General features: G+C 37.8%; 24 protein-coding genes. 7 read left to right on the top strand and 17 right to left on the bottom strand.

All coding sequences use genetic code 11. The features are described 5' to 3' along the window. Nucleotides 1-52: 52 nt before the first annotated feature. From htpG to JWG41_RS09680, 10 genes are read right to left on the bottom strand one after another with little or no spacing between them, the layout of a single operon-like run. Nucleotides 53-1,882, bottom strand: a complete 1,830-nt coding sequence (htpG, locus tag JWG41_RS09725; RefSeq protein ID WP_205269733.1) for a molecular chaperone HtpG — start codon at nucleotides 1,880-1,882, stop codon at nucleotides 53-55. A 3-nt stretch (nucleotides 1,883-1,885) separates the two neighbouring features. Further along, complete coding sequence (locus JWG41_RS09720; protein WP_205269732.1) at nucleotides 1,886-3,457, bottom strand: BatD family protein; 1,572 nt, start codon at nucleotides 3,455-3,457, stop codon at nucleotides 1,886-1,888. Further along, on the bottom strand, nucleotides 3,441-5,072 hold the full coding sequence (gene batB, locus JWG41_RS09715) for a VWA domain-containing protein BatB (RefSeq protein WP_205269731.1): 1,632 nt from the start codon (nucleotides 5,070-5,072) through the stop codon (nucleotides 3,441-3,443). Before batB ends, JWG41_RS09720 begins: the two co-directional genes overlap by 17 nt. After that, a complete protein-coding gene (gene batA / locus JWG41_RS09710; RefSeq protein WP_205269730.1) occupies nucleotides 5,069-6,022 on the bottom strand; it encodes a VWA domain-containing protein BatA in 954 nt (317 codons plus the stop codon). Before batA ends, batB begins: the two co-directional genes overlap by 4 nt. A 2-nt stretch (nucleotides 6,023-6,024) precedes the next feature. Then, on the bottom strand, nucleotides 6,025-6,864 hold the full coding sequence (locus JWG41_RS09705) for an LB_053 family protein (RefSeq protein ID WP_205269729.1): 840 nt from the start codon (nucleotides 6,862-6,864) through the stop codon (nucleotides 6,025-6,027). Beyond that, nucleotides 6,857-7,675 (bottom strand): DUF58 domain-containing protein, encoded by an 819-nt coding sequence (locus JWG41_RS09700; protein ID WP_205269728.1) that lies wholly within the window; start codon nucleotides 7,673-7,675, stop codon nucleotides 6,857-6,859. The genes JWG41_RS09705 and JWG41_RS09700 overlap by 8 nt, the downstream gene beginning before the upstream one ends. Continuing rightward, the gene (locus JWG41_RS09695) at nucleotides 7,676-8,656 is read right to left on the bottom strand and encodes an AAA family ATPase (protein ID WP_205269727.1); all 981 of its coding nucleotides are present in this window, start codon (nucleotides 8,654-8,656) and stop codon (nucleotides 7,676-7,678) included. Further along, nucleotides 8,647-9,966, bottom strand: a complete 1,320-nt coding sequence (locus JWG41_RS09690; protein ID WP_205269726.1) for an LIC20035 family adhesin — start codon at nucleotides 9,964-9,966, stop codon at nucleotides 8,647-8,649. Before JWG41_RS09690 ends, JWG41_RS09695 begins: the two co-directional genes overlap by 10 nt. Next, the gene (locus JWG41_RS09685; RefSeq protein WP_205269725.1) at nucleotides 9,963-10,505 is read right to left on the bottom strand and encodes a PaaI family thioesterase; all 543 of its coding nucleotides are present in this window, start codon (nucleotides 10,503-10,505) and stop codon (nucleotides 9,963-9,965) included. The genes JWG41_RS09690 and JWG41_RS09685 overlap by 4 nt, the downstream gene beginning before the upstream one ends. Next, complete coding sequence (locus JWG41_RS09680; protein ID WP_205269724.1) at nucleotides 10,502-11,362, bottom strand: alpha/beta fold hydrolase; 861 nt, start codon at nucleotides 11,360-11,362, stop codon at nucleotides 10,502-10,504. Before JWG41_RS09680 ends, JWG41_RS09685 begins: the two co-directional genes overlap by 4 nt. Nucleotides 11,363-11,454: 92 nt before the next feature. Between JWG41_RS09680 and JWG41_RS09675 the strand changes: the two genes are divergently transcribed. Together JWG41_RS09675 and JWG41_RS09670 are read left to right on the top strand one after the other, a co-directional pair. Beyond that, a complete protein-coding gene (locus tag JWG41_RS09675) occupies nucleotides 11,455-11,883 on the top strand; it encodes a hypothetical protein (RefSeq protein ID WP_205269723.1) in 429 nt (142 codons plus the stop codon). Nucleotides 11,884-11,993: 110 nt separating this feature from the next. After that, entirely contained in the window at nucleotides 11,994-12,134 is a 141-nt protein-coding gene (locus JWG41_RS09670; RefSeq protein ID WP_205269722.1) for a hypothetical protein, read from the top strand. Here the strand turns inward: JWG41_RS09670 and JWG41_RS09665 are convergent. From JWG41_RS09665 to JWG41_RS09650, 4 genes are read right to left on the bottom strand one after another with little or no spacing between them, the layout of a single operon-like run. After that, on the bottom strand, nucleotides 12,120-13,391 hold the full coding sequence (locus JWG41_RS09665; protein WP_205269721.1) for an NAD(P)/FAD-dependent oxidoreductase: 1,272 nt from the start codon (nucleotides 13,389-13,391) through the stop codon (nucleotides 12,120-12,122). The genes JWG41_RS09670 and JWG41_RS09665 overlap by 15 nt on opposite strands. Beyond that, nucleotides 13,379-13,867, bottom strand: coding sequence for a low molecular weight protein-tyrosine-phosphatase (locus JWG41_RS09660; protein WP_205269720.1), 489 nt, complete (start codon nucleotides 13,865-13,867; stop codon nucleotides 13,379-13,381). The genes JWG41_RS09665 and JWG41_RS09660 overlap by 13 nt, the downstream gene beginning before the upstream one ends. Then, the gene (locus tag JWG41_RS09655; RefSeq protein WP_205269719.1) at nucleotides 13,868-14,542 is read right to left on the bottom strand and encodes a M48 family metallopeptidase; all 675 of its coding nucleotides are present in this window, start codon (nucleotides 14,540-14,542) and stop codon (nucleotides 13,868-13,870) included. Nucleotides 14,543-14,558: 16 nt separating this feature from the next. Further along, nucleotides 14,559-15,611 carry a putative porin gene (locus JWG41_RS09650; RefSeq protein WP_205269718.1) on the bottom strand — a complete coding sequence of 351 codons (1,053 nt, stop codon included), beginning with the start codon at nucleotides 15,609-15,611 and terminating at the stop codon, nucleotides 14,559-14,561. A gap of 181 nt (nucleotides 15,612-15,792) precedes the next feature. Here JWG41_RS09650 and JWG41_RS09645 point away from each other — a divergent pair, with 181 nt between their 5' ends. From JWG41_RS09645 to JWG41_RS09630, 4 genes are read left to right on the top strand one after another with little or no spacing between them, the layout of a single operon-like run. Beyond that, nucleotides 15,793-16,719, top strand: coding sequence for a ParA family protein (locus JWG41_RS09645; protein WP_205269717.1), 927 nt, complete (start codon nucleotides 15,793-15,795; stop codon nucleotides 16,717-16,719). After that, the gene (locus tag JWG41_RS09640) at nucleotides 16,703-17,413 is read left to right on the top strand and encodes a ParB/RepB/Spo0J family partition protein (protein ID WP_205269716.1); all 711 of its coding nucleotides are present in this window, start codon (nucleotides 16,703-16,705) and stop codon (nucleotides 17,411-17,413) included. Before JWG41_RS09645 ends, JWG41_RS09640 begins: the two co-directional genes overlap by 17 nt. Nucleotides 17,414-17,420: 7 nt before the next feature. Further along, a complete protein-coding gene (locus JWG41_RS09635; RefSeq protein WP_205269715.1) occupies nucleotides 17,421-18,071 on the top strand; it encodes a DUF1569 domain-containing protein in 651 nt (216 codons plus the stop codon). Further along, a complete protein-coding gene (locus JWG41_RS09630) occupies nucleotides 18,068-18,670 on the top strand; it encodes an NADPH-dependent FMN reductase (RefSeq protein WP_205269714.1) in 603 nt (200 codons plus the stop codon). The genes JWG41_RS09635 and JWG41_RS09630 overlap by 4 nt, the downstream gene beginning before the upstream one ends. Here JWG41_RS09630 and JWG41_RS09625 read toward each other — a convergent pair. Continuing rightward, nucleotides 18,612-19,691 carry an acyltransferase family protein gene (locus JWG41_RS09625; protein ID WP_205269713.1) on the bottom strand — a complete coding sequence of 360 codons (1,080 nt, stop codon included), beginning with the start codon at nucleotides 19,689-19,691 and terminating at the stop codon, nucleotides 18,612-18,614. The two genes, JWG41_RS09630 and JWG41_RS09625, sit on opposite strands and share 59 nt — an antisense overlap. 109 nt (nucleotides 19,692-19,800) lie before the next feature. Here JWG41_RS09625 and JWG41_RS09620 point away from each other — a divergent pair, with 109 nt between their 5' ends. Next, complete coding sequence (locus JWG41_RS09620) at nucleotides 19,801-20,241, top strand: Crp/Fnr family transcriptional regulator (protein WP_205269712.1); 441 nt, start codon at nucleotides 19,801-19,803, stop codon at nucleotides 20,239-20,241. Here JWG41_RS09620 and JWG41_RS09615 read toward each other — a convergent pair whose 3' ends face one another. Continuing rightward, nucleotides 20,242-20,493 (bottom strand): hypothetical protein, encoded by a 252-nt coding sequence (locus JWG41_RS09615; protein WP_205269711.1) that lies wholly within the window; start codon nucleotides 20,491-20,493, stop codon nucleotides 20,242-20,244. Nucleotides 20,494-20,495: 2 nt separating this feature from the next. Next, on the bottom strand, nucleotides 20,496-21,998 hold the full coding sequence (locus JWG41_RS09610; RefSeq protein WP_205269710.1) for an HDOD domain-containing protein: 1,503 nt from the start codon (nucleotides 21,996-21,998) through the stop codon (nucleotides 20,496-20,498). Between the last annotated feature and the right edge of the window lie 33 nt (nucleotides 21,999-22,031).

Here is a 22,031-nt window from a genome sequence, read left to right as displayed (position 1 = left end):
AATTCCAAAAAGAGGAATCGTTGCCAAATCATTCTATAGGGTTTTGTCTAAGTTAAGAAAAAATCTCCTGGAGAAATTCCGTTGTTCTTTTGGTATACTCGGATACTTCTTTTTCGTCCATCACCTTGGCGGAAAGGAGTGAGAGGTCATAAATGATCCTTGCCAATTTTTTCCCTTTTTCTGGGTTTACACCTTCGAACGCTTGTAAGGCGGATTTTACTAATGGAGATTTCGAGTTAACCATAAGGGTATGTGATCTTAAAATGTTCTTTGTGTCTTCCCGGTTTAACATCGAGTTCATTTCTGACATTCGTCTCATAAACTCTGGCAAAAGAATGACCCCCGGAACATCTAAAGATTTTAAGGCCTCGACTTTTACTTCGACTCCTTCTGCTGGCAAAGAAGATTGAAACAAATTTTGGATTCTGTCGGATTCCGTTTTGTTGTCTTCATTTACCAAGTCTTTCGGAGCTTCTTTGTCCACAACCTGGTCTGCAATTTCGGAATCCACTCTTTGGAATTTCCAATCTGGGTTTTTCGTTTCTAAGTGTTGGATGAGGTGGGAATCAATTTTGGAATCAACGAGGAGTGCTTCTAGACCTTGTGACTTTAACAGTTCCATATAAACGGAACCCATCTCCGTTTCATTGGCATAAAAGATTTTGTTTTGGTTCTTTTCTTTGTTTTTTTCCCAATATTCGGAAGTTGTAGAATACCCACCTTCGGAATTTTTAAAAATCAGGTGATCCTTCATAGCATCATAAAATTTTTCATCCGTTAGAACTCCGTATTTTACGAATAAAGAGATATCGTTCCAATTTTCTTCATATTTGCTTCGATTCTTTTTGAAATCATCAATGAGGCGGTCGGCTACTTTTTTGATGATATGGTTGGAGATCTTTTTTACTAGTGGATCGTTTTGTAAATAAGACCTGGAAACATTCAGTGGGAGGTCTGGGATATCGATGGTTCCTTTGAGAATGGTTAGAAATTGTGGAATGAGTTCGCTTGCGTTATCGCTCACGAAAACATGATTACAAAAAAGTTTGATTCCATTCTTTGATGCTTCTAGTTCATGTGTGAGTTTGGGAAAATACAAAATTCCTTGTAAACGGAATGGATAATCTACATTTAAATGGATATGGAAAAGAGATTCCCCAGAGAAAGGGAATAGATACGAATAAAAATCTTTATAGTCCTCTGGAGTGACTTTTGCAGGTTCTTCGGACCATAATGGTTTTTCGCGATTTGCTTTTTCATCTTGTATATAAATCCCTACTGGCAAGAAGTCACAATATTTTTTAATTAATTCTTTGAGTTTCCATTTGTCTAAGTATTCGCCGGATTCACTATCGAGATGAAGGGAAATTTTGGTTCCCCTTGTTTCTTTTTCTATTTGGGAGATAGTAAAATCGGTTCCGGATTCGCTGGACCATAAAACAGCCGTTTGGCCTTTTTTGTATGATTTTGTTTCGATGGTTACTTTTTTGGAAACCATAAAAGAAGAATAGAACCCAAGTCCAAAATGGCCTATGATTTCTGCTTTGTTTTCGGCGTTTTGGTATTGTTTTGCAAAGTCAGTAGCACCAGAAAATGCAATTTGATTGATGTATTTTTTGACTTCTTCTGTGGTCATTCCCACACCATTGTCTTCGATGGATAGGATTCTTGTTTCTACATCAAAGTTTAAATCAATTTTGTATTCGTTCCCACCTTCAAATTCTTCGGATAAAGAAATTTTTTTTAGTTTTGTAATCGCGTCACTCGCATTGGATACGAGTTCTCGCAAAAAAATATCTTTCTCCGAGTACAACCATTTTTTGATGATAGGGAAGATATTTTCCGTTTCTACGCTTATTTTTCCTGATTCTTCGGCTGACATATGTTATTCCTTTGTTTTTAATTGTTTAGCGATGATAATGGCTTTGGTTCTTTCTTGTTTGGGTAAATTTGGGAACGATTTTTGAGCTGTTTGTAGGTCAAAGTCTCCCAAAAGGGTTACAATAAACTGACTGTCTTCTTTTGAAATTTCTTTTTTTTCTAGATAGTCTGAAAGGAAGACATTTCTTTTTTTCCCAAAGCTTTGGACCATTTCTATCAATTCCTGAGACTGTTTGTGAAATACATACCTTCTATATCCTATATAGGAGGTAACACCCAATACGGCAAGGAAAACTAGAAGAAAAATAGGAGGAGCACTCGGTGTCTTTTTATGGTTCGCTGCTACTTGAGGATTCCTTTTGATTTCAGGAAGTACGGAGAGCTCGGGGAAATTAATAGTGATGATTTTGTATTGGTTTTCATTTAAAGAAAAAAAATGGAACTGGTAGGGTTCGAGTTGTACTTTGCTGATGGATTCGTTTTGGTATCCGTAAAGAAACTTTACCACTGAATAAAATCCGTATTCGCCTGAATCTAATTTTTGAAAGGTTTTATTTCTGGTTTGGGAAATGAATTGGATGTTTGAGTTCGGTTTTGGTAGCGGGCTGATCCCTTCATATCCACCTTCCCCTTCAATTGTAATTTCAAAATAGGCAGTTTCCCCTTTGTGAACCTCTTTCGGAAAGTTGGTTAGGTTCAATTTAAAATTGCCAATGGCTCCAGTGAATTCTTTTGATTTGGTTGGTGGGAGGTCAAGGACTGTCACAGTTGCTGGAGTTGTGTTGACTGTCTCTTGGAGAGAATTGAATCGCAAACTATCACCAGAGATGAATTTAGTTTTTCCGATTTGAAATCTCCCTGATTTAATTGCTGTTAATCCATAGATTTCTTTATCATAAGCTAATGTTTTTTTCGGGATATTGTTTCTATAGACTTCTGGTTCAATTTGTACGGATACTTGTCGTAGTGTTTCTGATAGAAAATAAGGGAATGAAATGGATTGGTTTGGATCTCTTTCTAGGAAAGGTTGTCTGTATCCATTATAATAAAGTACATAATAACCAACAATAGGTTCCCCTTTGTAAAAAACGGATTTGTTTGTATGGAAAGATACTTCTGGGGATTCGTCAGCAGGTACTTCGTCGGTTTCCATAGGGAAAGGATCGAAGAATTGGTTTTGTGAATGTTTACTTCTTTTGCTGACTTTGAACTGGGTGGATGGCGATTTATAGATTTTGTTGTCGTATTCTACGGAAATTTCTGGAAGTTTAAAGGTTCCTTCTGATTCCGTATCCACATAGAAATTTAATATCTGTGATCTGGAAACTTTGAAGTTGATGATTTGTGTTTCGGTACCACTGCCGACAAATCGAATCCGAACTCCGTTTTGTTTAATATTGGTTTGGATGGCTCGGAAAATTTTTTCGCCGTGCGCTTTCACTTCTAGTTTGGCATGTTCTCCGAGAGAAAACTCGTTTGGATAAAATTGAAACTCTACTTCAGAAGAAAGCATGGCAGAGAGTGGAATGAGGTAAAGTAGAAGGATAAGGACTGCAAGTTTACCAAAACTTTTCATTATCAATCGAACCTCCTTTTTTGTTTTTTAGGATGGAGTCTTGTGAAAGAGGATCCAAAATTCGTTCTGCATCCGACTTTTCTTGTTTTTGGTTTTCTTTTTGATTCCTTCTTTCTGGTTCAGGTAGGGACTCATTTCCTTTCTGATTTTGGTTTTGCCCTTGGTCTTTCTTTTTGGTTAAGTGTTCAATATTTTTTTTTGCGGAAAGATGGTCAGGATCGATTTCTAGAGTTTTGGTATAAGATTGTAATGCTTTCTTTTTATCACCTAGCTTTGAATAAACATTCCCGAGGTTAAAATTGGCCTTTGCCTTGAGATCAGGATCCGCTTTGGGATGGGCCAGAATTTTTTCTGAGAGTCCTATGGCATCTTTGTACTGACCCAGTTGGTAAGCTGAAGCCGATTCATTGTACAATAACCTTGGGTCGTCTTGGATATATTCTTTTGCTTTTTCAAATTCCTTTTGGCTTTCATTGTAGTTTTTGCTATGATAGGATTTGACTCCCCGCTCAATGGAGTTGCCTCCTGGGTCTAACTCCCATGCTTCTAAGCGACCTAATCCGAAAAATATTAGAATAAGAAAAAATGTATAAATTCCTTTGGGGATTTTTTGTACGAATAGATTTAGGATTCGTTCTAAAAATAAAAAAGCAAAGGCAGCAATTAAAAATGGATGGGCTCCATCTTCATTTTTGAAGTGTTCGATCATTTGTATTTTCTGTTTTTTTACGGTCTGAATTGTATCTAACAAAGCATAGGCGCCATCTGCCTGAAAAGAAACATCGTGGTAAGTTCCATTGTTTTGATCCGCAAGGGATTTTAATTTTTCTCCATTTATTTTAGAAACTACCAAATTGGGTGCCATTGGAGAATCGGATAAGCCAGCATCCAGAGTCACATACCCTCCCTTCCCGGTTCCAGGGTCACGGTATTCAATTACACTACCTTCTTCAGTGCCAATCCCCCAAACCATCACCTCGCCTGTAACCTTTGGCAAATTTTGATTTTCGTGGTCTTCTCCATCGGAAACAATCACAGTGATTTGTGAGGAGATATGATTGTTTTTCTTTCTGATTTTGTTTACTCTTTCGAGAGCAATGGCGAGGTCTGTTCCTTTTGCACCCACCATCTCTACACCTAATGCTTGTATGTAATCGGATACGGCGGTGATATCAGATGTTAAAGGGCAGAAGGAAAAAGATTGTCCGGCAAAAACAACAATACCGATTCGGTTTCCTTTAAGACTTGTCAAAATTCGTAGGGCTAAATCTTGGAATCGTTTGAGCCTGTTGGGTCTTACATCGATTGTGTTCATAGAAAGACTGACATCGACAACAAATAGAACATCGGCAGATTCAAATTCCTTTAAGGATTCCACTTCCGTGGATTTCACTTTATATAGAGAATAGAAGGCAAGGATTAGGGAAAGTAAGAGGCAGGTGAGTCTTGTCAGATAGAGCTTTGTATTCGCTGTATAGATTCTATTTTTTAAATTTGGATGTTCTTTTTTTAAATGATTGGCTTTAAGGTTGAGATACAACTTCCCTAAGATTACTAAAATCCAAATGGATATGGAAGTTATGCCAACCGTTGCTATCGAATCTATATCTATCATAGCTTTTCTGTGAGTGGGTAGATCATAAATAAAGCCACTATTCCAAGTAAGATAAAAAATACTAAAACTGCGGAGGGGAAATGGGTTTCGTGAATTTCCATTGGTTTGGATGGGAGATCCACGGTTTCTAATCCATTGATTTCGTTTAGCACCTCTTGTAATACTTCGGGAGATTCTGCACGAAAGAAGCGTCCCTTTGTGTTTGCGGAAATGGCCTCTAAGGATTCGTAATTAACTTCATACTGTCCTTGTTCTTTCCCGATTCCTATAGAATAGACTTTGATTCCGTAGGCTTTGGCGGCATATGCCGCGGTTTCCGGATCTAATTTTCCTGTGTTGGAGACGCCATCGGTTAGCAGTATGATGATTTTTGATTTTGCCGTAGAATTTTTCAGCCTGTATGTGGACAATACCAAAGCATCCCCAACTGCCGTTCCTTGTTCCGTGATATCTTCATCGGAGGTATCGGTGATGAGTTCGTCTAACGCATAGCGATCGTTTGATAGAGGTGATTGTAGGTAAGCTGCTCCTGCAAACAATACAATTCCAATTCGGTCATACAAACGTTTTTGAATGAATTCTCTGAGTAGTTCTTTCGATACGGTGAGTCGATTTTTTGGTAAAAAATCATATGAATTGACCATGGAACCTGAAATATCCAGGGCGATCATGATATCAATTCCATTAGTAACATCAGGTGTTAATCTGTATTTTTCTCCAGGACCTGCCGCAGCAATGATGAGAAACACAGCGGCTATATAAAACAAAACTTCGGTTAGTCTTAAGAATAGAGCTCGTAATTTTAAGAAAAAGTTGGTAGTCGGAGTTTGGAAGCGGTCAGATTGAATGAGTAGGATAGCACCCAATGGTTTTTTTCTCCATTGGTAAATTCCGAGTAAAAGGAATGGGATGATGAAAAATAAAAGATAAGGTCTTTGGAACTGATCCATAGTTATAATTCAAAGTCCTTTTTGATTTTTTCCCAAATAGAATTTGCTGTCTCCTTTGTGATTTCCGTTGGGTTGTCATCGTATTTTGTGTTTCTGAAATAGATGCGTAGTTCGCGAAGGAGGGAATCTTCGATATGAGTTCTATCGGACAATTCTGCTAAAAATTCGGAGTCTGTTTTTCCTAACAGGTTCCTTTCTAGTTTTTGTGAGTATACTTCTTTCAAATATTCACTGATTTTAAAAGCCAAATCTTTTTCATGGATTGGTTCTGATTGCAAATAGGTTTCTATGGTATGGAGGCGTTTGGTTGTTTCTTCCAACACAGGTTGTTTTTCCCAAAGAGCATCCATGACCTTTGGTTTCGATTTCCAATATATGTATAAAGCATACAATAAATAAACATTGATGGCAGTGATGAATAAGATAATGAACAAACGAAAGAAATAAGGCCCCGAAAACTGGAGGGGAGGCTCTATATCTTCGATATCATTTTCAATTCCAATGAGTTGTGATTTGACTTTGATTAAAAAAGTAGATTCTTTTTTTTCACCGTTTTCCTCCCAAGTAACAGGCAATATATAATCTCCTGGTTTGAAAAACAAAAGAGAGGCTTTTATTTTTGACTCTTCTTTCGCAATGCCAAAAATTTTGTAAGAAGGTAGGTTGTCATCTTCATAGAATTCCCCTTCCTGTAAATCCAAGTTAGATTCGTTTGTCTCTGTTAATTCGACTTGGTAGTGGACCGTATCTCCGACATAAATATCGGATTCCAAAACCATCTCTTTCGGTACAGCAAAGGCCGAAACGGAAGAGAATAAGAATATTAAAATGTACTTAGCCATTTCGTTTGCTTTTGAATAAGGGTAGGATTTGGTTAGAAAGTTTTGTGGTTGGGTTGATTTGGACTAAATTGACGCCAAAAAATGACTTCGCTGCTTTTAAGTCCTTAGTGTATGTATTTTCTTTACTACGAAAACTGACTTTTTCTTCTGAGATTTCCTGAAACATTCGAAGCCAAAATGGGAATTTGATACTGTCCAATTCATCCTTGATCCAAATCCCAATGGGTTCCCAAAGTTTGGGGACTTTGTTTTTTTCTGTATAGTCAGAAAAGTTAATAAAGTCAGAGATCCAATAACTAACTGCGAATTTTGGGTAAAGTTTAAAAGCATATTGATAGGCTTTCGAATAGTCCGTTCCATCGCCTGCGCTTTGTTTTGTGAGATTGGCAAAAGTGGAGAAAACATCAGTTTCTGTTTTTAACCATTTGGCTGAATTACTTTGATCTTCGGAAAAGCTAATCAGGAGGATGCGATTTCCCATTTTGATGTGGAATAAGGATAAAAAAAGAGCAATTTGAAAACTGGCGGTTTGTTTTATCCCATTCAGTGACCCGCTCCTATCATAAAAAATGATAATGGAAGCATCGCGTTCTACATAAAACTCTTTGGTGTATAATTCTCCAGTTCTAGAAGTTACGTTCCAGTCGATATACCTTGTATCATCGCCGAATTGGTAGTTTCTTACTTCTTTGAAATCAAATCCCCTACCCCGCTCGGACATTGTTAAGAGACCTTGCCTCGTCGAAGAGAATTTTTTCTTTGTTTCCCATTGTAAAACTTGAAGTAACCGTTTTAGTTCTGGAGATAACATTTAGGGAACTTCCGTGACAGATAGGATTCGTTTGATGATAGAATCTGTGCTGATATCCTCGCTAATGGCATCGATTGTTAGGTGGAGTCTGTGTTTAACGATTTCCGAGAAAAAACGTTGGATATCTTCAGGGATTACAAAGTCGCGTCCCTCAAGAAGTGCATGAATCCTACTTACTTTCAACATAGCAAGGCTGGCGCGTGGGCTAACTCCATGTTGAATGAAGTTTTTTAATTCACCATCGATGGTAGTTTCCGGTCTTGTGTTTCTTGTTAGGTTTACAATATAACTTTGTAATTTCGGTTCTACAAACACTTGGTTTGATATTTCAGAAATCTTTTGGATTTCTTTTGGCTGTATGATTTTTTTAGGTTTTTTCTTTGTGAAGTTCAAACTTCCGTGTTGGTGTAGGATGGCCAATTCATCGTCAAATTTTGGATAGGTGACAATCACTTTGAATAAAAATCGATCCAGTTGTGCTTCCGGAAGTGGATAGGTTCCCTCTTGGTCGATGGGGTTTTGTGTTGCGATCACAAAAAATGGAGGTTCCAAATCAAAAGTTTCGTCTGCAATGGAAACCTGTCTTTCTTCCATACATTGGAGTAGAGCCGATTGAACTTTTGCCGGTGCTCTATTGATTTCGTCAGCTAACAAAACATTGGTGAATATAGGGCCTTTTCTGATTTCAAAGGACGAAGTTTTTGGGTTAAATATATTGGTTCCAGTGAGGTCTGCTGGTAACAAATCGGGTGTGAATTGAACCCGAGAAAACTTTGCATCAATGATGGATGCTAAGTTTTTGGCTACAAGGGTTTTGGCAAGGCCTGGCATACCTTCAAGTAACACATGCCCATTGGCCACAAGGCCCACAAACAGGGATTGGATTACATTGTCCATCCCTGATATCGATTCGGATAGTTCCGACCGAAGTAGTTTTACTTGGTCGGATATTTCTGTAATTTGTTCTTTGTTTATTTGCATTGCGATGGAGTCATTTTTGGCATTGGTTTATCAATCATATAATATTCTGTTTTGCCTCCAATGGTCCAACAACCCATCTTTCTTCCTTGAGGTTCCACAGGTCCTTTTCCTAACTCTCTCCCATCTTCCGAATATTCAGTAGCATCTTCAGTGGAACGAATCACCATTCTTTTTTTTCCAGAAGGATAGAAATAAGTATAAGGGATACTCGGCTTGTAATTGAGTTTTAAGTCTTGGGTTTCTTCATCGATCTTTACGAGTGAAAAGAAAAGTTTTCCTTCTCCAAGAATTTTTCCCGTATTGTCATAAACTTTAGCAGATTCTAACATACTTTCGTTTGCCATATTGCCTTGGTAGCCGATCTGACCATTTTTATAGTAGAACTTCCATTCGCCGGTTCTTGTATGTTTTCGTGAACCAGTTCCGAATATTTTTCCATCGGCATAGTATTCTTTCCAAATTCCTGTTCTTTCATACTTAATATCTAAGTTTTCAGAATTTTCTTTTTTAGAATAAGTTCCTTCCGCTAAAATGTTTCCTTTAGATCCAAACATCTTCCATAAGCCAGAGCGTACGTCAGACGAGTAAGATCCTTGTGATTCGACTGCACCGTCTTTGTAATAATTGATCTCTTGGCCATTTTTTAAGCCGTTAGAAAATGATACCTTGGTTTTGATTCCGTTCCCATCAGCACCTACAAAGTGATAGGTCCATTCGCCGTCTTCTTCATTATCTTTAAAAGAACCTTTTTCGACCCACTCACCTTTGTTATTCTTTCGGTAATAGGGGCCATTTTTTTTATCATCAGTGTAGTTCGTTTCAGAAGTAACAACACCTTGTTTATCAAAAGTTTTTGCAAGTCCCTCTTTTTTTCCATCGACCCACGGGGTTTCCGCGAGAAATTTCCCTGGACTATCAGGATCTGGTTTTTTCCAAATTCCTGTTTTTTTACCATCCACATATTCTCCGACTTGGTCTAGTGTGGATTTGTATTTTGGATTTTCAGCTGTGGAACCTGGTTGTTCGAATTGGATGTATTCTTCCCAAACACCATGTTTTGGTAATGATTTAATTTTTGCTGGAGCAAATTTTGTGACTTGGTCTTCGGTGCATTTGGCACCAGCGCATTCCGCTTTCACTTCTCCGACGGCACGAATCCCTCCAGAGTTTTTGAAACGTTCGGTTCTAGTCCATTTTCCTTTAGAAAATTTTAATTCAAACTCTTGGTCACCTGACCCGTCTTTTATGGAGGCACCAGAACATTGGATGACTAGTGTTGTGATGAGTAAGCAGAGAAGTTTTAGTTTCATGTTTCTATCCTATCAAAGAGATGTGCGCGTTTTAATTTATTTACCGATAGCAATTCATTCGCAATCGCTATTTTCCCTCCGGTTAATTTATCAGAGAAAAAACGCGGAGGTAGTATATGGAATGCCCCCTCCCCTTTTACATAGAGAATTTCTCCATCGAGTGAGGTAAGTTCACATTCGAGTAATACTTTGCGTTTTGCTTTTTTGATGGGCCATGCACGGATGAGTAATTCCTTTTCGACAGGTGTTGCTTTATGGAATTTAAAACTCATGGTATCAGTCATCACGATATAACCTAAATGAAAACAGAGTCCACCCATGGCTTCATCTAAAACAGTCGAAAGAATCCCTCCATGTACAAAACCGGGAGCTCCGTTATACATTTTTTTGAAACTGTAGGTAAAATTAACTTCGCCAGTTTCATCATGAAAGGTGAAATCAGCAACGAGTCCTAATGGGTTTTCTTTCCCACATCCAAAACAAGTGTCGTGATGGATTTCGTAACCATGTTTGGAAGGATTTTCTATAGGTTTGTTCATTCAGTGTCCTTAATTGTTTCTTTTTCTAAAAATTCTAAGATTGTCGAGGAAACTTCTTCTGGGGAATCCATATGTAAATGGTGTCCTCCTGGAAGGATTACTTCCTTTATATTTTTTACCGCTTCGATCCTGTTTCTATATTTTTCGGCGATAGGAAAATCTGATTTATCACCTAATATGAGTAATGTTGGGCATTCGATGCGGTTACAAAAGGATATAATTTGTTCTTCTGTGTAACGAAAGAAAGAATTGTAGTGAAGCCGTAAATCCCTTCTCGGCTTTAGGCCTTTTGGGGTTTTTTCGATCCCTCGTTCCATAAGAATTTCTGCAGATTCTTTTTTCATATCCCCTGCTCGCATTCGAATTGCTACGGCTGACTCCATATCGGGGAAGAAGGTTTCTTTTTTTCCTCTGGGATGGAGGATTTGTTTGATCGCCTCAACTAAAATGTCTGGGGCTGACTCCGAAAGATTGGTAAGGGGTCCGAGTGATTCGATTAGAACCAGTTTTTTTATTTTTAAAAGGTTTGTTCCTGCAACTAACGTAGAAACTGCGGCACCCATGGAATGAGCCATTAAAATAAATTCTTCTAATCCAAGAGCTTGCGCTATTGATATAATTTCCAGTGTATACTCTGCAAAATAATAAACTGTGTTTTCGGGTTTGTGACTGGATTTCCCATGTCCAGGGAAGTCGATGGAAATGAATCGGTAATTTGGGAAAAACTTTGCAAGTGGTGCAAAACTATTGGCATTGTCTAACCAACCATGAAAGGCAAGGATGGGAGTCCCTTGTGGATTCCCCCATTCAACTCCTTCTATGGAGTGGAATTTTGTGCGAATAGAAATCGGCAACATATGCCTAAGGCTTTTCAATTCCTCCCGATTGTAAACATTTATCTTTTCGATTTAGGCTTGATTCTTTTTTGCTTTTTTTATGAAATTTGTTTATGAATCGTTTTCTTTTGATTGTTTTGTTGACCCTTCTGAATTTGTCGTTACTGGCAGAACCGAAAACAAAAAGTGTTTGTCTCAGTCTGTCAGATTGTGAATCAAAAGCGGATGCCACTTCGATCCATCGAAAGAAAATTACCTTACTTAGTTTTGGGATCGACGAGTATTCAAAAGATACTGCTGTTCCCAAATTAATTCCTTTGTATTTAAAACGTGCGAAGGCTACGATTCTCGAAGCAAACGGTGATACAGGTTATAAGGGAGAAGTGATTTTAAAAGTCACCCACAAACCAGAATACAAACAATCACAATTGTTAAAGGCAGAAGAAGACCTCCATTTTCTTGAGTCAAACAAGGCAGATCTCTCTAAAGAACAATCTTCTGAGTTATTAGAATTGCAAACACTGCTGGGCCAATCTAAGTGATTCGATTCTTTTTACTTTTGTTCTTACTTACTTCTGCTTGTGCACAATTCTCCAAGGAAGATCAATTCCAAGAAGAGTGTGAAAAAATAAGGAAGAGAAATTATATCTTCATGTCACCAATTTTTGAAAGACATATTGCCAGCGGAGATGCAGAGATGAATCGAACTGTATGGGTGGGAAATACAGAGCTGGCGTATAAAAAATGTGTATCAGAAGCAAATAAGAATCGTTATTATCTAAGATCGAACTGAGAGCTCATCCATTTCTTCTTGGATGAGTCTTGAGCCCGCTCGGAATGTTAAATAACTCCATACCCAACTGAGTAGAGTACTCACTTTATTTTTGAATCCAACCTGGTAGACAAGATGGACAAAAAGCCAACCAAGCCATCCCAAAATTCCTTTTAATCGAAATTTACCAAATTCAGCTACAGCGTCAGTCCTTCCAATGGTTGCCATATTCCCTTTATCAAAATAATGAAAAGGGGTGATGGATTTTTTCTTTTCGATGGATTCAATGATTTTGGCAACATACCTTCCCTGCTGCATCGCCACAGGAGAAACTCCCGGTAGTGGCTTTGTGAGGCCTTTGCTAAAATTAGCAGCGTCACCAATCACAAATACTTCTGGATATTCAATTGTCCTACAATATTCATCTACAATGATTCTATTCGCCTTATCCTTGTTAATCGAAGTATTTTTGGCCAATTCGGAACCTTCTACTCCTGCCGCCCAGATCACGGTTTTGGATTCTATGGTTCTATCTTTAAGGGTTACTCCTGTATCTGTAATATCTAAGACGGGAGAATTAGTTAGGACTTCCACTCCCCTACTTTCTAGTTTTTCTTTGGTGAAGGCACTCGACTTTTCACTAAAGGCAGTCAGTAACCTAGGGCCTGCTTCAATGAGAGTGACTTTGGTCATTCCAGAGTCGATATTACGAAAATCTTTTCTGATGATATTATGGGAAAGCTCAGCAATGGAACCTGCAAGTTCTACTCCTGTTGGCCCTCCGCCGATGATTACGTAATGCATAAAACTTTTTGCTTTTTCGTAGTTACCGATAAGTTCTGCTTGTTCAAAGGAAAGTAGAATTCTTCTTCTGATTGCTAAAGCATCTTTTAGATTTTTTAGACCTAATGTTTTTTCTTTCCAACTATTGTTCCCAAAATAACTAGTCCTTGCTCCTGTTGCGAGGACTAGGTAGTCATAGGTTTCTGAATTGTTTTGGAATTTTACTTGGCGGTTTTTGAAATCAATTTCTGTTACATCACCGAGTAGTATTTTTACATTTTTATACTTTGTGGTAATGGACCTGGATGGAATTGCGATGTCTGCCGGTGATAATACGGCAGTGGCTACTTGGTATAAAAGCGGTTGAAAGAGGTGATGGTTTTTTTTATCAACAACTGTGATGTCAAATGATTTGTGGTTTGCGAGAGTTTTGATGACTTGTAATCCACCAAATCCGGCTCCAACGATTAAGATTTTTTTCTTTATTTGAGACATTCGTCTACTCCTAAATAATTCAAGAAACCGGAAGAACAGTCTTCTACAAGATCCTGAACCAATTCAAATGCGGTTTCGTTCTTATAATACGGATCAGGAACAATGGGTGCACCTGAATCACTTCTGAACTTACCAAACAGGATGATTTTATCCTGAATTTTTATATCATTTGTTAGACTACTTACATCCAGGAAATTGTTCTCATCCATCACTAACAAATAATCAAAATAAGTTAGATCTTTTTTATTTAATTTTCTTGATTTATGAGTTAAATGGATTCCGCGTTTTTCTGCAACTTTTCGTGTCCTTGGGTCGGCTAAGTCACCATCATGGTATCCCGAAGTTCCGCAAGAATCGATTTCAAATAAATGGTCTATTTTTTTTTGTTTAACAAGGTTTTGGAAGGCACCTTCGGCCGCAGGAGAGCGGCAAATGTTTCCTAAACAGATAAAGAGGACTTTGGTTTTTTCTTTCATTTAATTTAGATAATAGATATATTTTTTCCCAGTTTCTTTGAGCCATTTCTCTGCAATTTTGTAATTTGGATTTTGTGATTCGACTATTTTCCAAAACTTAGAGGAATGGTTGTGTTCAATGGTATGTGCTACTTCATGTAAGATAATGTATTCGATGATTGAATCTGGGCAATGAACTAAACTTAAGTTCAAAGAAATCTGGTTTTTGGAATTACAGCTACCCCAAAGGGAACGCATTGTTTTGATAGATAGTTTCGTTACTTTTGTGTTTAGGTCTGATGTTGTTTTTTCTATAATAGGTTTTATTTTCTCTAAAAGTAATCCCTTTAAAGCAAGTTTCCCTTTGCGAATACGAGAGTCTTCGTTACCAATATTTGGGATCTGAATGGTTTTTTCGAGAAAGGTAACTTTTTTCTTTGAACCTAAATGGATGGTTGTTGGATTTCCAAAGATATGGGTTGTTTCCCCGTCTGCGAATTTTAATTTTTTAGGAATGTCTTTGGGGAGATCTTTGAGTTTGGAGAGAATCCATTCTTTTTTTTCGGTTATGAATTCCTCCAATTGTTTCTTTGGAACTCGCGCTGGATGTTTTAAAACGACTTTGCCATTTTGATATACAACAAGAGAAATATTCCGTCCTCTCGTTGTTTTCCTTTCGATTTCAAAATCTATCATTATATATTAGATAGTTTTATTCAGCCGTTTTCGGTACAACTTTTTCTGGATTTTCCGACTCGTTTCCAGACCAATCTAATTTGTTTAGAGCCCCAATTTCGATGGAATAATCTTTAATATTGATATGTGATTTAAACCCGCTGACTAAATTCGAAGCCAAGTCGTCGGCTGTCAATCCTCCTTGAGAGGTAAACCTACCTTCTGAAAAAAACCTCCGATGATTGATGCGGATATAACTAAGCCAGGTCGGACTCATTTTATAACCTACTTCAACTTTTGAAGCCCAACCCAATCCATAGTTTTCTGAGAAAAAATTGATGGATCGTTGCACATGAAAATCTCTTGTTTTGATTCTTCCGAATGATGGCATAAAACTTAAATCCATATAAAAATCTCCCGACGAATAACGGTAACCACCTCCGGAAAAGAACTCCCAAAGATCGTTGGAAAAACTAAGTCCGATTCCAATGGGGCCATAAAAAACGGGTGTGGTTTCAACGTATTGGTTCACATCGTAAAATAGATATTTAAAGTAAGAATACCTGGCTCCTATTGCTAGAAAAAATCCAGAACCTTCCGCCCAATAATTTGGATTTGCATTTTGGAAGTAATACCTCCCGTAAAGTTCGGCTCTATTTTCGAAGACTGTTGATTTACCTTTTCCATCGGCAAAGTTGCGACTTCCGGAATAAACAGTCGCTGAATCTCGATAACTCCATTCCCTTGTTGCGATATTGGTTGTATTTTCTGTTGATACGGCACCAAGGAAAAAATCTTCATCACGGGCTTCTCCCGATTTTTGGTAATTACCGGTAGTTTTTAGTGCACCACTAATTTCGATACGATCTTTAGTGAAGATTCCTTGGATGCCGAAGAGTGAGAAGGTTCTCGGGAAGCTGATTCTTGAACCACCGCGAATCCCAGATAAGTTGGGATACTTGTTCCCAGTCTCGAAGATATACTCACCACCAGATCTTTCTATTGTGGGTCCCCATATTACTTCTGCGGAGACCGAGTTTAAACTTAAGAGCAAAAATAAAAAGGGGGTCTTGGATATTTTAGGCACCAACGTAGGTTCTATTTTACCTAAATGTTGTAAATTCCTAAATTTAAACTTAGGGAGGGGTGGTTTTATGGTTCTTGGTTTCTTTGTTTGTTCTTCTATTGATTTAGGGGTGAAATGATTTCACCCCTAAGAGACATAATTAAATTGACAGTTTGGGCGGATTTACGCATCCTTTGGGAAGGTTATGGGCAAAACAGATACTATACTAACTGAAGAAGAAGCAGCTAAATTCGTTGGTTTAAATGCCGGAGAGTTTTCTGCAAAAGCGTCAAGTTTGAAGATACCTGGATGGAAGTCAGGGGAGTTTAAACAATCAGTTTTGCTTAAGTATTTTGAGCCTGCTGAATCAGATGGACTTGATAGTCATGTAATTGCAGTATCAAACCAAAAGGGAGGGGAGGGGAAAACAACAATCAGTTTGTATCTCGCAGAGGCCCTTGCTGAAAATCATAAAGTATTGTTAATCGATTGGGACCCACAAGCTAATGCGACTCAACTTTTTTTAAAGGAAGATGTTCCCTCGGTGATGGATTATTTAGGTTACCGAGGAAAAAAGGCTAAGAACATCGAACCTGCCATCAAAACGATTGGTGAAAATTTTGATTTACTTCCTTCTACATTGGAACTTGCAAACTTAACCACTCCTTATGAGAGGGACGATTTCGAATTATTAAATGAAGCAATTTTACCCCTTCGTTCCAGATACGAGTATATAATTATAGATTGCCCGCCTTCTCTTGGTCTTATCTTGGAAAATGCTTTGATCTGTGCTGATTATATATTGGTTCCGATCCAAACGAGAGCCTTCAGTTTGCAAGGGATTAGAGATTTGTATGAAACTTTCCAGAAGATCCAGAAAAAAGCGAATCAACGACTCAAACTTTTAGGAGCTGTTTTGAACCAATACGAAGGTCAAAAGGCTCTAGCTGGTTTAGCGGAAGGGGTAAAGAAATATTTTCCTGTTTTCGACACTGTGATTCAAAGGCGAGAGGCTATCCCACAAGCGCAGGCAAAGATGTCTTTTTTAGCTAAGATTGATTTGGCTACTATGAAAAATTTTAGAGATCTTGCAGTAGAGGTTAAAAATAAAATCGATGTCCAAAAAAACTGAATTCCAAGCCTTAGATTTAATTTCTGCTTACTCTGAAAAGAAGAAGAACCCTTCTCATTTGGAACTTAGTCAGATACTTCCAAATCCTACTCAGCCGAGACTTATCGGTCGTGAGGATACTGCAGATTTAGTGCCTTCAATGGAAAGGTTAGGGCTAATTGAACCAATCCTTGTTCGAAAAGATAAAGGTAAGTATCTAATCGTTGCAGGAGAGCGTCGTTATCGCGCCGCTCTTAAGCTGGGGTGGAAAGAAATCCCTGCAATTATCACGGATGCAAATGAAGACGTTTGTTATGAAATGTCCCTTGCTGAAAACGAAAAAAGGAAAAACTTAAACCCCTGGGAAGTCGGGAAAGCGATCCAGTTTCTCCGCAGAGAAAAAAGGAAAACAGCAGAGGAAGTCTCCGAATTGTTGGGTTACAGCGGAAGGTATGTAAAACAACTTAGCAGTATTGCCAGGTTGGATCAGAAATCGGTTATGGAACTGATGATCAGTGGGAAACCACTTTCGGTAAAGAACCTTGAAGAATTACTAAAACGTAAAGAAAATAGGGGGGGTGAAACCATTTCACCCCGAGTTGGATCTGGAGTCAGCCGTATTAGTATCAATTTAGGTAAACTTAGCGGAAAGGTCAGAGATAACTTTTTGAAAGAATTGGGTTCACTCAAAAAGAAATACGGAATCAACGAATAGAGGAAAAATGAAGTCAACTTTAAAACTTAAAACGATAGACGATATCGAAAGAGAGTTATCAATCATTATAGCTTGCGAGAAAAAACAGAAGGCTGACGTTAGTTTAACTCAAGTTTATGATTTTTTGGCAGAATCCATTGAGTTATCAATACAAAGGATTGGTTCTACAAACAAAAGAAATACAATCAATAAATTATTGGGTAAATACAAGTTTGCAAAACTAATATCCACAGGGAATTATACAAAAGCAAATCAGATCCCGGGATTCCCTCCGAAGGATTTAGGGGATTCTGATTCCGCTCTTCTCAGATTAAAAACGTCCCTTACAGCATTTAAGTTACACTCGGGTCCGTTTGCGGAACATTCAGTATTCGGTGAATTGGATAAAAAACAATGGGAACGTATCCATGGAATTCTTGGTGCATTCCTATTTGGATACATCCAACTGTATGGCGATGAAAAGTTAAGGTTTGCTAAAGAAAGAGAGCAGAAAAAAGAAAAAGCCTTCGCTGACAAAAAACACCACCACCACCATCATCCGCAAAAGAAGAAAGAGGATCAAGAAACGAAACCCAGTGGTCACAATAACCGTAAATGGAAGAATAAAAAGAAGACTCACCACAAAGGTAACAAAAACCAAGGTGGTGGGAATCGATGAAAATCTGTTTAATCGCGGGTAGTCACAGAAAAAATTCTCAGTCATTGAAAGTAGGGAAATTTCTCGCTAAAATATTAGAAACAAAAGGAATCGAAACTATACTCTTTGACTTGGGTGGGAATCCTCTCCCACTTTGGGAACCGGCAATGTGGGAAAAAGATTCTGAACTTAAAAAATTTTGGCTAGAGTATAGCGCTGGATTTGGAAATGCAGATGCTTATGTTTTTCTTTCCCCTGAATATGCGGGGATGGCAAGTCCTGCTTTAAAAAACTTTTTTCTTTATTTGAGTGGGGGAGATATCTCTCACAAACCAGGACTCATCATTACTGTCTCGAGTGGAATGGGTGGAAGTTACCCCAATGCGGAACTTAGAATGTCTAGTTACAAAAATACTAGGATAGTATACATCCCCGATCATGTAATTGTCCGTCATGTGGAATCTGTATTAAATGCAGAAACTCCCGAAGGCAAAGATGATGAATACATTCGCACTAGACTTACTTATACATTAAATGTTTTAGTAGAATATGCCAAAGCTCTTAGTTCGGTTCGGCAAAGTGGCGTGATTGATATAAAGACTTACCCTTTTGGATTGTAATCGCAATACCAATGGGTATTCCCACATTCAATATTAAGGTCACAATATAACCGAAAACTGGACCGCCGAACGTATAAGGATCAAAACTATGCATCATATGGATGACAAAGGGATGCAGAAGGAATATAAAGAGACTATTGTTTCCTATATAACAAATAAAATCCGATACCGTACGGTTGAATTTAGGTAAAAGTTCCCAAACAATAAAGAAGAAAAATATGGGATATACTAAGTGGTGGTTTTTGAAATCGAAAGCATAAACACCACTAAATAAAACAATAAAGAACAGAAACAAAAGAGAGAAAGTTCCGAAGATAAGGGAGACCTCTGTTTTTGGTTTGTTTATCTTTTCTTGTGAAAGTCCAATTTGAATCCCTAAAATAAAGAAGAATAGATAATTGAAGATGGAAATCGAATGGTAATCTTTTGGGAGGAGAGAGTCGAAAAATCCCAGATTGGAAGCTAAATTGATTAAAAAGGAAACTAGTAGTAAACCTTTTGAAAATCTCTGGTTCATTAGAAATTTATCAAATAAATAGAACAAAATATAAAATTGGGTTAAAAGTGGAACAAAGTAGAAGGGAGCAAATACCTTTCCCAGAAAATAAAATTCTACAAATTCCAATACAGCATAGTTGTTATATTTCACCAAATATCCAACCACAGAAGCAACAGTATAAGGTAGAATAAGGTTTTTAAGCTTAGAGATCCAATACCCATTTTTTTTTCGTAAAAAAATAGCAGATGTGAGTATAAATAGCGGTACAGAAAAACGAGATAAATTAGACAAAAACAAAGTTGTTCGAACGACTGAAGTGTCTGCTGGGTGGAAAAACTGAAAGTAAGAATGGATATGAATGATAACGATCCCAACCATCGCGAAACCTCGAAGCAGGTCAAATCGAGTTTCTCTTCCCTTTGAGGTAACCAGGGGATGAGGGAGAGAGTAGGGGACTTGAAAGACCCAAAGATACAAGGCTCCGAGGCCTGCTAGTATGATCCCTAGTAATTCCCATTCCATAAATCTCTTCTCCTTTAAGGCATTTTCTTTTCAGATTTCCTGCAGGAAAGGAAAATGAATTCAGATTTTAGGCAAAATAGCCAAAAATAGATACAGGAGCCACGAATCAATGAGCAAACTCAACATTCCGCCAAATCAGAGGATCTTCAAAGAAGGGGAACTGAATAATGCGATGTACATCATCCTCCAAGGAAACGTTGAGATTTTTTTTACGGTAAACAATAGCCAAACTCGATTGGCTCTCATGAAACCAGGAGATTTTTTTGGTGAGATGGCTTTGTTTAGCTCTAATCCAAGAAGTGCAACAGCAAGAACGATTACTAATTGTGAAGTGGCAGTCATTGAAAGCAAACAGCAGTTGGAAAACTTTCTTGTTAAGAATCCGAAGTTTGCAGCAAAGATGGTTTCGATTATGGCAGACAGGCTTGCTCGTACAAATGAACTACTTATTAGTAGTATGGAAAAAGCAGTCGCTAAGAAAATTGAATTTAGTACGGATGTCGGGAAAGAACATCATACTGATATCAGTGATGTTCAAGATGTGGAATGACTATCCGTAGATGGTAGGTAGATTTTTTTTAATCAATGTAATTTCTAATATGGGAGCGTAACTTAAAAGATTTTTGATATTTACAATTTGACCTTCTGCCAACAAAAATTCTTTAAGAACTTCTAATGTTTCTTCGGGCGGGAGCGTGGAAATACTTGGATATTCCGGATGTCCTACTAAATTGAATTCATCTGCGAGTTTTGGATCTTCTAATTGTCCGTCTTCTAGGTTGAGTAAATCTTTCCAGTTCATAATTAAATTAATAGAGTTTGGTATTCTTCTCTATGTTCCTCGAACTTCAGTTTAAACCTTTCTTGCATTTCGCGAAATTCTTTTTCTGATTTAATTTCGAAATACTCAAGTACTTCTGGTTCCACGGTGAAGTAGTTCCCTTTTCCGCGACCGATATTGGCTAAAATATCTGCCAAGTAGATGATTTGACAGAGGATATTGTTTCTAGTTTTGCATTGCCATGGTTTGTGATGGTAACGAATGACATCTAAAATTTCCTCGGGGAATTTCCATTTTTCTGACATCAAATAACCAATTTCCGAATGTGTGGTACCTAGAGTGTATTCCTCCACCCATTCTGAAATTTCATTAGTATCGTCACTTCTAAGAACTCTAATTTGGTTTATTTGTCTTAGGTCCAAGGAAAGTAGAACCATTCTTCCTAAATCATGAAGTAAACCGCATATGATGGCAGGTTCAAGTAACTTGAGATGTTTTTTGCTATCTTCGATTAAGAATCGGGCATACATAGAAGTTTTAAAAGAATGGGTCCAAACCAAAACTTGCTTCGCATAACGAGAGTTAAGTATTTTTTTAGCACCTAAAGTTAGAAAAATGGATTCTAGATTTTTTAGTCCAATTCTTTTGACACCTTCCAAAACCGATATGATGGGCGTGTGTGCTCCAAATAAGGGAGAATTTGCAATTTTAAGAATTTCTGCGGTTATGGCTGGATCTTTTTCTACTTCCGCAGAGATTTCATGCCAATCGACATCCTTTTTCTTTGCTGTAAGGATCAGTTTTTGGATTTGCGGAGGAAGTGGGGGAAGGCTATTCACTTCGCGAACCAAAAGGTTTTTGATATTGATCTGATTTTCTTTAGGGATGAGTTGTTTTGGAATTCTGATGATCACTTCAGTATAATCCTCTGTTGTCATCAGTTGAAAGAATTGGTTAGAGATTCCGGAGTTTCTGAGTAAAATATGGATGAGAACAATCCCGAGTCCTGAACTTTCTTCGTTATCAACAGATTCGCGATAGGCATCGTTTATGTTTTTGTATCTTGCCGATGCCTGGACTCGTTTTAGGATTCTGTTTTTTTCTTCTGGGAGAATTTTTGCGTTATTTCTGACTCGAAACTCTATGTAATCTTCTTTGCAAATTGTACTTAAGGTAATTTTGAAATCGGACTTATCGAGAGCCAAAAACACTCGTTTGCGGTTGTGCCCAAATTCATCCTTATAAAGAGGGATTCCTCTAGCGTAATCATTCCCATTCCATAAATCGAAGCCTTGTTCAGAGAAAAAAACTCGTTTGCCGTTAGCCTTACATCCGTTTACTAGTAGTTCACTCAGGATGGTAAAGAGAATTTCATGTAGAAATTCTAAGGAAATACTGCGAACCACTCTCCCGATCCAAACATCCAATTCCGGGCAATCGATTTCCGAAAAGTGGACATATTCTTTGGAAATCAATTTTCCGGAAAGAAAGTCCTCCTGGAAGGTAATGAGTGGGGGAATCGACATGATAAACCTGTTTTGAACCTTGTTTCTCTTTTT

It is taken from the genome of Leptospira chreensis (assembly GCF_016919165.1).
Lineage (GTDB): Bacteria > Spirochaetota > Leptospiria > Leptospirales > Leptospiraceae > Leptospira_A > Leptospira_A chreensis.
The sequence above is the reverse complement of the archived record's forward strand: the minus strand, read 5'-3'. Positions and strand labels throughout refer to the sequence as shown.